The organism is Anthropogastromicrobium aceti, from assembly GCF_020687335.1.
Classification (GTDB): Bacteria; Bacillota; Clostridia; order Lachnospirales; family Lachnospiraceae; genus Anthropogastromicrobium; species Anthropogastromicrobium aceti.
Genome location: NZ_JAJEQN010000043.1, coordinates 1 through 11,610, shown reverse-complemented (window position 1 = coordinate 11,610; position 11,610 = coordinate 1). Strand labels below are relative to the sequence as shown.

General features: G+C 39.7%; 11 protein-coding genes. 3 read left to right on the top strand and 8 right to left on the bottom strand.

Translation table 11 applies throughout. The features are described 5' to 3' along the window. Positions 1-44: 44 nt before the first annotated feature. Genes LKD48_RS13625 through LKD48_RS13610 form a run of 4 tightly spaced genes read right to left on the bottom strand, consistent with a single transcriptional unit; the run spans position 45 to position 3,079 of the window. Positions 45-746, bottom strand: a complete 702-nt coding sequence (locus tag LKD48_RS13625) for a hypothetical protein (RefSeq protein ID WP_308732295.1) — start codon at positions 744-746, stop codon at positions 45-47. A 2-nt stretch (positions 747-748) separates the two neighbouring features. Continuing rightward, positions 749-1,381, bottom strand: coding sequence for a heme ABC exporter ATP-binding protein CcmA (ccmA, locus tag LKD48_RS13620; RefSeq protein ID WP_308732294.1), 633 nt, complete (start codon positions 1,379-1,381; stop codon positions 749-751). After that, positions 1,381-2,121 (bottom strand): hypothetical protein, encoded by a 741-nt coding sequence (locus LKD48_RS13615; RefSeq protein WP_308732293.1) that lies wholly within the window; start codon positions 2,119-2,121, stop codon positions 1,381-1,383. Before LKD48_RS13615 ends, ccmA begins: the two co-directional genes overlap by 1 nt. A 7-nt stretch (positions 2,122-2,128) precedes the next feature. Further along, positions 2,129-3,079: a hypothetical protein gene (locus tag LKD48_RS13610; RefSeq protein ID WP_308732292.1), complete on the bottom strand. Its 951-nt coding sequence runs from the start codon at positions 3,077-3,079 to the stop codon at positions 2,129-2,131. A gap of 429 nt (positions 3,080-3,508) precedes the next feature. Here LKD48_RS13610 and LKD48_RS13605 point away from each other — a divergent pair, with 429 nt between their 5' ends. The 3 genes from LKD48_RS13605 (at position 3,509) to LKD48_RS13595 (ending at position 6,385) form a co-directional block, all read left to right on the top strand. After that, positions 3,509-3,787, top strand: coding sequence for an HTH domain-containing protein (locus LKD48_RS13605; RefSeq protein WP_308732291.1), 279 nt, complete (start codon positions 3,509-3,511; stop codon positions 3,785-3,787). A gap of 1 nt (position 3,788) precedes the next feature. Next, a complete protein-coding gene (locus LKD48_RS13600) occupies positions 3,789-4,835 on the top strand; it encodes a helix-turn-helix domain-containing protein (RefSeq protein ID WP_308732290.1) in 1,047 nt (348 codons plus the stop codon). Positions 4,836-5,014: 179 nt separating this feature from the next. Then, positions 5,015-6,385, top strand: a complete 1,371-nt coding sequence (locus tag LKD48_RS13595) for an MATE family efflux transporter (protein ID WP_308732289.1) — start codon at positions 5,015-5,017, stop codon at positions 6,383-6,385. 26 nt (positions 6,386-6,411) lie between these two features. Here the strand turns inward: LKD48_RS13595 and LKD48_RS13590 are convergent, their stop codons facing one another. From LKD48_RS13590 to LKD48_RS13575, 4 genes are all read right to left on the bottom strand, one after another. Next, complete coding sequence (locus tag LKD48_RS13590) at positions 6,412-9,027, bottom strand: cation-translocating P-type ATPase (RefSeq protein ID WP_308732288.1); 2,616 nt, start codon at positions 9,025-9,027, stop codon at positions 6,412-6,414. 272 nt (positions 9,028-9,299) lie between these two features. Then, the gene (locus LKD48_RS13585; protein ID WP_308732287.1) at positions 9,300-10,049 is read right to left on the bottom strand and encodes an esterase family protein; all 750 of its coding nucleotides are present in this window, start codon (positions 10,047-10,049) and stop codon (positions 9,300-9,302) included. A 7-nt stretch (positions 10,050-10,056) separates the two neighbouring features. Next, positions 10,057-10,863: a response regulator gene (locus LKD48_RS13580; protein ID WP_308732286.1), complete on the bottom strand. Its 807-nt coding sequence runs from the start codon at positions 10,861-10,863 to the stop codon at positions 10,057-10,059. A gap of 6 nt (positions 10,864-10,869) precedes the next feature. Continuing rightward, on the bottom strand, positions 10,870-11,571 hold the full coding sequence (locus LKD48_RS13575; protein WP_308732285.1) for a sensor histidine kinase: 702 nt from the start codon (positions 11,569-11,571) through the stop codon (positions 10,870-10,872). Positions 11,572-11,610: the final 39 nt, after the last annotated feature.

The window sequence follows — 11,610 nt, the reverse complement described above, 5'->3', positions numbered from 1 at the left end:
CGACATAAGGGGATAAGAAAAGTGGCACCTTCGCACCACTTTTCCTATCCCTCAATTTTTGCAAATTTTTGAATTAATATTTCGGCAATCTGATTCCACGCATCTGCAATTTCTTCGCTTGCAGTAAAGATTGATAGCTCGCTCCACTCTTTATACAGTGCATTTCTCTGACTTTGCTTGATCGGCTGCGCTTTGCTTTCTGGTATCTGCAAGTATCCAAAATATTCGGATGCAGTCTGAAATTCTTTTTCTGAACGGTATTCATTTAATTGATTTCTTTTTAGAAATACCAGATAGCTTCCTGTCTGCATCAAATTAAGCACATTTCGATAAACGATTTTACCATCCATAACTTCCATTCCGTAATTGCGCCAAACCCAACATTTTTCGTTCTGGTCGATCCATTCACTTCCCTTTATTACAGAAGAAACTCGAATCTCTTGACCATATGTGCCAGTCGTAAACTGAAGTTTTCCTGTACTCTCTGCTAGCACAATGATATCTGCCTCTTCTGCCTGGCGGATATAGTTTTCCTGATTCTGTGTGAGATCTTTTACAACTACGCCTTTACTTCCATTATCTCCAAGCGCATATTCTAGCTCTACCGGAAGAGAAAGAAGATCTTCTAATTGATCTACCTCTGCAAGTCCTGCATCTGGTGCCTGAGTGTGGATTATTTTACCTGCAATTGCAGTGACAATGAAAACTACCGCAATTACGATATACCATTTTTTCCATCCCTCCATCACTACACCTCCATCTGCAGTCGTCCCTTTTCAATCAAAAATACCCGACTGCAAAGTGAGCGAATATCGTAATCAACATGACTTGCCAGCAAAACAATGGCTCCTCGTTGTGCCTCCTCGCTCATAATCTGATGAACAAGCTCCACTCCCTTTCGATCAATGGCATTTGTCGGTTCATCTAATAAAAGCACCTCCGGCTGCTCCATGATGGCTTGTGCCAACATCAACCGCTGCTTCATTCCAAGCGAATATTTTCGGAACGTTCTTTTGTCTTCTGGTTCCAATCCAACTCGACGAATTGCTTGATCAATCTCCTCATTCGTTGCTCTCTTTCGAATGGATGCCAATAGCCTTAAATTTTCTCTTCCAGAAAGCTCCGGATATAGTGACGCATTCTCGATCATAATCCCGATATTCGGATCAGCATCTACTCTATTCTTCCCATCAAACAGTAATTGTCCAGAGCTAGGGTTGACCAAACCAGCAATCACTCTCATCAGCATTGTTTTTCCAGAGCCATTTTCTCCTGTAATGCCATAGATCTGTCCACACTTCATCGTAAGGCAGATATTCTCCAAGATTGTAGTCGTTCCAATTTGCTTTGTTATATTTTCAAGTTTCACTTCTTGTATCATCAGCCTTCTCCTTCCCTTGCGAACAGATCTCGTTTTGCCAAATAATATCCAGAAACACCTGCACAGACTGCCATTTGGATCAAAAGTACGAGTAATTTTTTAATATAGCTTCCCATATTCTCAATAATATCTGCTGAAAGCCACATTGGATTGATAATCTGCGATAAGTTACCAGCCGCTTCCGAGGTTGCCCACATAATTAATCCAATCACACACAACATTGATAACAAAATTCCAACTGCACTTCCACCAATCGCACAAAACAGATTACACAAAATCGACATTTCAAACAACAATGTCGTCAAAAACAACCAGATCTGAAGGACGGCTTTTAAAAGCGCCATTGACATACTTGCTTCACTGCATCCCATAAACGAAAACAGCGTGTGCATTCCCACAAAACAGCCTGTATAAAGCATACTGTACAAAAGTAGCCAGACAAATTCCTTGCCAATCCATTTTTTTCGATTTGAAATTCTTGAGAAAAAGTAGACTGCTCCAACCCGTTGTCTCGCTGCAATACAATCTCCATATAAAATCAAAAACAATACTAGAAAAATTGCTTGACCAATCGCAATGACAAAACGACTTCCCGAATCACCTGTTACCCTTCCAAAAATGCCATTTATTAAGATATTTACAACTGAATCTGTACTTTTCTCTCCGACAAGTTCGATGTAACGCCCCATCCAGACCGGCAAAATCGCAAGTCCAACTCGATACAAATATTTTTTTCTCATCTATTCATCACCCCTGCTGTGCATTTAATTCTCTGTGCGATGCATAAAAATATAAAAGAACAATTATCACACTCAAGATCAATGCCCATATTAACAGATAAAGCATACTGCAGCTACTTGATGTCATTGGTGCCAAATAATCCATCAAATACAAATCCAGATAGCGTGCTGTCTGTTCCTGAATTCTTTCTGCATTTGCAATTGATTGGCTTACATTTTCGGTGGACTCAATATTGCCATTCACTATATTTAGTATCCTAGCAAAGAAAAGAGAATTTAACTGCATTGTTCCTACACAGATCAGATAAATTGGAAGAAACAATATCATAATATTGCCTGAGAATACAAAGGAGATTGCCATAACAAATGCGCCACAGATTCCCGAAAATACACCTAAAATCAAGAAATACAATAGCTGATACAAAACTGGTGATTCTAAATAGATATTTAAAAATAGATATTGTGGATTTACAGAGGAATAAAAAAGATTTTCTCCCAAAAGAGAAATTTCGTACATGTTGTCCTCATATGCTCCCCACGAAAGATTTAGATTATTTGGAAAAATAAAATAGCATAGAAGCATATTAAGAAGCAAAGGAATCAGCACCACACTCATACTACCAATTGCTGATACCGCCAATTTCCCACGAAGATAGCTTTTCCAATTTGTCCGCACCAAAATTACCGATACACACCGATTCTTTTTCTCCGACACATATGACGTGGAACATGCAAGCACGATCAAAAATGGCCATATGGCTGAAAAGATTTTCCAGCCATAACTAAGACCATATCCGCAAACCGCTTCGCTTGCTGATACAACTGCGAAGCGGTCTACTCCTCTATTCTTCCACACTTCCAAAAAAAGTGCCAAACACACGCACACAGATGAAATCAAAAATGCAACACGGTATTGCAAACTTCTTATCATTTTTTTCAATTGAAAGCGTAGATTCATACCTCACCCTCCTATTCTGCTAGAGAACCTCCAGCCCTATGCACTGACCACAAAAAGTACCGACAAAGCACATATAATTGTCAGTTTTTTTGCAGAATATCTTATGATTTCATTTCAATTATGGTTTTAATTCATTTATATTCTATATTTATACAGTAGCATTTCTTCTATTTTTTGTCAAGTTGTTTAAACATAAAATTAAAAAGCCTTCGAAGACTTTCATTGAAAGTTCGGTGTATTTTGCACCCGGTTCGGTATATTTTGCACCCGGGTTCGGTGCATTTTGCACTCAAAATATACTTAGTATATACACTTGAATATTTACATTCTTTCTTCTCAAAACAATTGCTTTTTGAAGTACACTATGCTATACTGTCCATATCAAGTAAAATTTTTTTACTTATTAAAAAAACAAATGAAGGAAAGGGGATGATACTAATGGAAAATGATTGCATACCTGTAAATCGCAAAATTTTGTATAATGATTCCTTAAATTGCAAAGAAAAAATTGCATTGATCATTCTTCTAGACACCGAAGCTGGAAGTATCAGCTATGATCACTTAGCAAAAAAAATGGACGTTACCAAACCAACTGCAATTGCAACAATCAAAAGCCTTAAAGATAAGGGTTTTTTAAAATGTAACTTAAAGCAAAATAGAAAACAGAATGGGAGGACTGTCACAAACCAGTATTTTGTGACGATTTAGCATGGACATAGTACAGAAAAAGGATGTCCGACCATTCACCATGTTACACATAGATTTTTTGGATTGCGAGACGCTCAGTTCCAACGAAAAAATTTTGCTTGCTATTCTGATGCGCTATAGCCATTATGGAAAAAATAGTCCATCAGCAACATTCCCTAGTTTTGCTGGACTTGCCAAAAAAACAGGACTTGCAGAAAAGGTTGTCCGAACTACACTGCAATTATTAGAAGAAAAGCAATTAATTTCTAAGCAAGCTCGCTATCGAAATGGCACAAAAGCACGAGCAGCAAATTTCTATGTAATTCAAGATACTCCTTCGATTTGGAAATCGCTCGAAATATCTTCAGATGATAGTAATCTTTTTGATGATACGATTAAAGAAGCAATTGAATTACTCCAAACCGCAGGATACAAGGTAATGGAAACGGAAAAAAATAAAAAGCATTTTTTTGATGTTGGCGCATCAGAAAAAAATGAATTGGCTTCCTCAAATAATGTAAACTTTACAGAACCAAAAGACATTCGCCCTTTTACGATTATTTATAATGATCTTTTGGATTTTGAAGGACTTCGATCAAAAGAAAAACTTCTACTGATTTTATTGAAAAGTCAAGCGAAAGTGCTGAAACTCCATGCTAAAGAAGCAAACGCTGAAATCGTTTCCACAACAAAATCAGAACAGTATTCCATGGATTTCTTATACTCACATTTTGACTACAAAAGCGTACATATGATAACAATACAGCGGGGATTCTCAACAGATATTGTTGACTCAGTTTTCTCAGTTCTGTATGATACATTAAACAGCTCGATTATCAATATTCCAATTGGAAAAGAGCTAAAACCAACAGTCATTGTGATAAGTAAACTGCTTAAGCTAGATTGCTGGGATCTTCTCTATGTTATCGAAAAATACAACAGCCAAGTTACAGAAATTTATAGTCCAGTAAGATGGATTCAGACTGCCTTATACTTTGCCAGAGAAGAAAATCACCTGAAAACAATAAACCAAATTGCTTACAATATGTCAAGGTCAGACAATATCTAACCGTACAAACAAAATTTTAATATGCTACAAGGGACAGAAAATGCAGCACAAAAATGTTACTTTCCTGTCCCTTTCTCTTTCTAATTCATTTTTTGAAAAGCCAACTTTCTCCATTTCTCCACTGCTCTTTCTATGATATAATTTTAGTATCATTCATATCACAATAGAAAGGCGTTATCATGAGTTTTTCCTTCTCACAAAAGAAGCATTCCTCCGGTGCCCGGCTGATGACCGAAGGAAACATTGCCAAGCAGCTGATTCTATTTGCGCTTCCACTCCTTGTAGGAAATCTGTTTCAGCAGCTTTACAACACTGTTGACAGTATTGTTGTGGGCAATTATGTCAGCAAGACGGCACTCGCAGCAGTTGGCTCTACTGACTGCATTATCAACACCATAATAGGATTTTTCTCTGGTTTATCCACTGGTGCAGGCGTTGTTATCTCCCACAATTTTGGAAGCCGCGATGACAAAGCACTTCATTGCACCGTACATACCACAATCGCACTGACACTTGTGCTTGCTGTCTTCTTTACGATTGCAGGACTATTTTTGTCACCATTTTTTCTTCGTTTAATGGATACACCAGAAGATGTTTTGCCTGAATCTTCCAGATATCTGACAATCTATTTTGCTGGTGTTTCTGGTCTTATGCTATACAACATGGGGGCTGGAATTTTACGCGCAGTCGGTGACTCTACACGCCCACTTTATATTTTGATTGTCTGTGCAGTCACAAATATTATTCTCGACCTCGTTTTTGTAATTGTTTTTCACATGGGCGTATCTGGTGTTGCCTATGCAACAATCATTTCCCAGTGGATATCTGCAATTCTTGTGCTGTCCATTTTGACAAAAGAGACGAATGCTTACAAGCTTGTCTGGAAAGATCTTCGCATTGATAAAGCAACCACTTTGTCGATTCTTCGCATTGGTTTTCCGGCAGGACTTCAGATGGCTGTTACATCCTTCTCAAATGTATTTGTTCAGTCATACATCAACCACTTTGGATCTTCCTGCATGGCAGGATGGACAACCTATGGAAAGCTCGATAAATTCTGTCTGCTTCCAATTCAGAGCGTCGGTCTTTCTGTCACTACCTTTGTCGGACAAAACCTAGGCGCTGGCAATATGAACCGCGCAAAAAAAGGCACTACCACTGCGCTTATTATCGCAATCGGTACTGCCATAATTTTGATGTTTCCAGTTCTTTTATTCGCACCTACCCTGACATCCCTTTTCACACAGGATGAAGAGGTACTTGCCTTTGGTGTTCGTTTCATTCGTTTAATGATGCCATTTTACATTGCGATCTGCTTCAACCAAATATATGCCAATGCACTGCGCGGTGCAGGAAACTCCACCGCGCCAATGGTCATTATGATGGGAAGCTTTATTGTTTTTCGCCAGATTTATCTGTTTATCATATCAAAATGTTTTAACACCATTACATCTGTTGCCTTGGGATATCCATTGGGCTGGATTCTGTGTAGCGTACTTTTGTTCATTTATTATCACAAGGTTGGTTTGCACAGCAAGAAGAAAATTTGATTTTGTTTTTTACACTATGTCCAAACTTAGTGCTGATGTTTGATCAATCCAAATGCCTTTGAGCATTCCATAATCACAACTGGAATAAAAATCAGTCCCAGCGCTTCTAAATACAGCTGTGGAGAAAGCGAAATCATTCCAAACGGAATGCGAAGCGGAGTAAACAACACTACAAGCACCAATCCAATTGAAAGAAGTGCTGCTTTGTTTAGCTTCTGATTGGTAAAGACTCCTATCTTAAAGAGCGAATGCTCTGATCGCATGTTGTAAGCTTGAATGACCTGAGACAGTGATAATACGGCAAATGCCATTGTCTGTCCTCCAGCAAGTTCTCCCGTTCCTTTCTCACCAATGACAAAGGCAAGAAGCGCCAAAAGACCAAACATAAATCCCTGAAGAACAATTCTCACACCAAGCCCATGAGCGAATAATCCTTCGCTTTTGGGCTTTGGTTTTTGCTCCATTACTTCCGGCTCCACAGCCTCCATGCCAAGCGCAATCGCAGGAAGACTATCCGTCACCAGGTTGATCCACAAAAGCTGCATTGATAAAAGCGGTGTCTTATGCCACAGCATCATTGCGGTAAAGACGGTGACAACCTCTCCGATATTGGTTCCAAGAAGATAACCGACCACCTTTTTAATATTGGCATAGATTCCACGGCCTTCTCTGACGGCATCCACGATTGTTGCAAAATTATCATCGGTCAGTGTCATATCAGCTGCTCCCTTTGCAACATCGGTTCCAGTGATGCCCATCGCACATCCAATATCAGCTGCCTTTAGTGCAGGTGCATCGTTGACACCATCTCCTGTCATCGCAACGACTTGACCCTTTCTCTGCCAAGACTTTACAATTCGAATCTTATTTTCTGGCGAAACTCGTGCATAGACAGCAATGTGCTCTACTTGGCTATCAAGCTCTGAGTCTGTCATCGCATCTACCTCGGCACCAGTTAACGCTCTGTCGCCCTCTCTCATAATGCCAAGCTCTCTTGCAATTGCAGAGGCAGTCACCACATGGTCGCCTGTGATCATAACCGGCTTAATTCCAGCCTTTCGACACTCGGCCACTGCCACCTTTGCCTCTTCTCTTGGCGGGTCAATCATACCAACCAGTCCACAAAAATGAAGCTCACTCTCAATGGATGCCATTTCTTTCTCAGTCGGAATCGCATCAATTTCTTTGTAAGCAATAGCCAACACGCGAAGTGCACGCTCGCTCATCTGCTCCATCACACGGCGAGCAGTCTTTAAATCGCCCGAAATACAAAGAGGCTCCATCACATCAAAGCCACCCTTTACAATTGCAATCAGCTTTCCATCCATGCGACAGACAACGCTCATACACTTTCGATCCGAGTCAAATGGTCGCTCTGCCAGACGCGGATACTTTTCAGAAAGCATTTCCTTTGTCATTCCATTTTTATAGGCGGCAAGCACAATTGCAGTCTCAGTCGGATCTCCGATATGCTGTTCCTTATCCCCATCAAACACAATCGATCCGTCACAGCACAGTGTTCCCAGACGAAGAAGTGTCTTTACTTCCTCAGATGGCTTTGCTTCAAGCTTATTAGCCTGTGTTTCCCCATCAAGATATGTTTCTACCAACGTCATTCGATTCTGTGTCAGCGTTCCCGTTTTATCTGAGCAAATGACAGATGCACTTCCCAATGTCTCAACTGCCGGCAGACGACGAATAAGTGCATTTTTCTTAACCATTCTCTGTACACCGATTGACAATACAATTGTAACAATTACAGGAAGTCCTTCTGGAATTGCAGATACAGCAAGTGATACAGATGTCATAAAGATTTCCATCACTTCAAGACCGTTTGCAAGACCAACAACAAAGATAATTGCACATGCTGCTAATGCCAAAATTCCAAGATATTTTCCGAGCTGTGCCAGACGCTTTTGAAGAGGTGTCTGTCCATCATCGGCTCCTTCCAAAAGATTGGCAATCTTTCCCATCTCAGTATCCATTCCAGTTGCTGTCACAACTGCCACAGCAGTTCCATATGTGATGCTGCAGCCTGAAAAAACCATGTTGCTTCTATCTCCTATCGGTGCGTCTGCCTTTGGACAGGCACCTGCATCTTTTTCTGCTGGGACTGATTCACCTGTTAGCGCAGACTCTTCACTCTTTAAGCTGACACTTTGCAAAAGCCTTGCATCTGCCGGAACAAAATCGCCTGCCTCTAAGCGTATGATATCACCTGGCACTAACTCTGATGCATCAATGATTGACTCTGCCTTGTCACGAAGAACACGTGCATGTGGTGCCGACATATTTTTTAATGCTTCTAGTGCTTTCTCTGCACGACTTTCCTGCATAACACCCATTATGGCATTTACAACCACTATAAGCAAAATCAGCAATGGTTCAAAAAAGCCTTCCGGATCACCTTCCACACATGCTACCACAAAAGAAATTGCCGCTGCTGCAAGTAATATCAGAATCATTACATCTTTAAATTGCTCTGCAAATCTCTCCCAATTACTCTTTGATTTCTTTGCACGCAATCGATTCTCGCCATATTGCTCCCGGCGCTTTTTCACCTCCGATGACGAAAGTCCTGTTGCTTCCTGTACATTAAGTTCCTGTAAGACTTCTTGTTTTTCCTTATTATGGTACGTCATACAAAACCCTCCTTCTGCCAGTTTTCTTTTTTATTTCAGAATCAGTTTTTGCTTTCTATCGCTAACTATGCAAAAAGACCCATGTATGCCTTATTTATTAAAAAAGCACACATGAGTCTCATTCTTTAAGATTTGCCAGGCATATGCCGAGTCTGTTGACAAATCACGCAGTCCGCGAACTACTCCCTCACAATATTCAATTGTTCAGAAAAATGAAAGCAGTTTTTCTCCCACTCTGATAGAGTCACTATACCACACCATGTCTAAAAAAGTCAACCCTGATCTTCCAATAAAATCGGAATAAAATATCTAAGCTGTATAAACCACCAATACCAGTCGTGTGAAACATCGCTTCCCCAGAAATCACACCACGCATTAATTTTCTTTTCATCAAAAATACGTTTTAAATTGCGAAGCGTCTGTGCACCGTCATATTCCCAAGCACCCTGACCCACACAAAAAATCATTTTTTTCTGGTTATATAGCCTTATATATGGATGATCAGCCGGCATATTTTCTAAAAAACGCTCTGGCGAGTTCTTATAAAGATTTTCATCACACCAGCCATGAAAAAAGTAATCACTGTTGTACACTCCAGAAAGCGCAAGCATTCCACTAAACAATTCTGGTCTTCGAAGAAATGTAATTGCTGCATGATTTGCGCCAAGACTTGGGCCTGTTACAATTGGCAGCATATTTGATGTGTTTTTTTGCATCAGAATCGGATACACTTCTTCAATAATATAATTATGATATTGCTCTTGTCTTGCTGAACGCCAAGAAAGAATACCATTTTCGCATGACCAGCTTTCTTTATCCACAGAATCCACTGTCACTATTTGAATGCGCCCCTGTTCAATAAAATCACTCAGATGGTAAATGATTCCAAAATCCTCATAATTGTGGCAATTTGAATCCTGCGTTGGAAATCCCAGCACCGTAACTCCCGCGTGACCATAAATACATAGATGCATCTGCTTGTTAAGACATTTGCTATAATGTTCAATATACTCTTTTTTCATTTTTTCATTACTCCTTTGCCATGGTGTCTTCGTCACCATTCTGTCCAAAAATCCTGTCCAGATTTTGCAAAATCACATTCACATCAATCGGCTTTGCAATATGGCCATTCATTCCAGCCTTAATTGCTTTCTTTCGATCTTCATCAAAAGCATTTGCCGTCATCGCAATAATCGGAATATTTGCTTTTTTAGAATCATTTAATGTGCGAATTTCTCTTGTCGCAGTATATCCATCCATCTTTGGCATCTGAATGTCCATAAAGATCAGGTCATATTGATTTCCTGCCTCAGATGACATAATTTCAACTGCTTCCATGCCATCAGCTGCACAGTCCACCTTCATTCCTAAAGATTTCAAAATCTCTGTTGCAATCTCTCTGTTTAGCTCATTATCCTCAACAAGAAGTACTTTTTTTCCTGAATAATCCAAATGTTTTTTTTCTGCTTTTGGGCAAGAAGATTGTTTGTCCTGCACTGTCTTGTTTGCAAGCTCACATTCAAGTGTCACTATAAATTCAGATCCTTCACCTTGTTTGCTTGTTAAGTGTATCGTTCCACCCATCAGATCAACAATATTTTTTGTGATAGCCATTCCAAGACCAGTTCCAGTGATTCCACTCTCAGTAACTGTACGTTCCCTTGCGAATGAATCAAACACATGCTCCTGAAACTCTTTCGACATACCGATTCCGTTATCTTTGATACAAAACGAATATACTGCATATCCTGCCTTTTGAGAAGCCTTTTCTTTTACAAGAATATGTATAGTTCCTCCAACAGGTGTAAACTTAACAGCATTACTTATTATATTCAAAAGAACCTACTTCAAACGAAGCTTATCTGTAATGATATCCTCGTGAACAACATCCTGCATCTTTATCAAAAGTTTTTGCTGTTTTGCATGTACACTCTCCAATATAATCGTTTTTAGATCTTCAAGAACATCCGGAAGATGTACATTAGTCTTTTCGATTTTAACACTTCCACTCTCGATTCTGCTCATATCAAGCACATCATTGATCAGACTAAGAAGATGCTTACCAGATGTACTAATTTTTTCAAGATAATCTCTTATGATTTCGCGGTCATCAAGATGCTCTGCTGCCAGTGATGTAAATCCGATAATTGCATTCATTGGTGTTCGGATATCATGAGACATATTGTTTAAAAAGGCTGTTTTTGCACGATTCGCATGCTCTGCAGATGACAGTGCATTTCTAAGAATGCGATCTTGCTCCTTTAGACGACTCTCTATAGTATCCATATCAGTAAATTCAAGATAACTTTTTTGAAATGATGGTGCAATCATGCTATCTATATATTCTTTTTGAAGCTCATTTGTCAAATTTTCCTTTCTATAATTCGGACCTGCCACATCAGCAGACTTTACCACCTCCAACGTGTTCTTCTTTATGTCAATAAGTAATATAAATGAATATGCATGTCCAAGCGCATTGATAATCTGAAGACGCTTTTGCTCACGCGATCGAGTAGGAGGCGGCTTTCGCCGCCGACCTCTCACACCACCGTGCATACCGTTCGGTACACGGCGGTTCAGTTA

Coding starts and splice junctions, on each gene's coding strand:
- LKD48_RS13600 (WP_308732290.1), top strand. CDS start 3,789: ATGGACATAGTACAGAAAAAGGATGTCCGACCATTCACCATGTTACAC.
- LKD48_RS13625 (WP_308732295.1), bottom strand. CDS start 746: ATGGAGGGATGGAAAAAATGGTATATCGTAATTGCGGTAGTTTTCATT.
- LKD48_RS13590 (WP_308732288.1), bottom strand. CDS start 9,027: ATGACGTACCATAATAAGGAAAAACAAGAAGTCTTACAGGAACTTAAT.
- LKD48_RS13585 (WP_308732287.1), bottom strand. CDS start 10,049: ATGAAAAAAGAGTATATTGAACATTATAGCAAATGTCTTAACAAGCAG.
- ccmA (WP_308732294.1), bottom strand. CDS start 1,381: ATGATACAAGAAGTGAAACTTGAAAATATAACAAAGCAAATTGGAACG.
- LKD48_RS13615 (WP_308732293.1), bottom strand. CDS start 2,121: ATGAGAAAAAAATATTTGTATCGAGTTGGACTTGCGATTTTGCCGGTC.
- LKD48_RS13610 (WP_308732292.1), bottom strand. CDS start 3,079: ATGAATCTACGCTTTCAATTGAAAAAAATGATAAGAAGTTTGCAATAC.
- LKD48_RS13595 (WP_308732289.1), top strand. CDS start 5,015: ATGAGTTTTTCCTTCTCACAAAAGAAGCATTCCTCCGGTGCCCGGCTG.
- LKD48_RS13605 (WP_308732291.1), top strand. CDS start 3,509: ATGATACTAATGGAAAATGATTGCATACCTGTAAATCGCAAAATTTTG.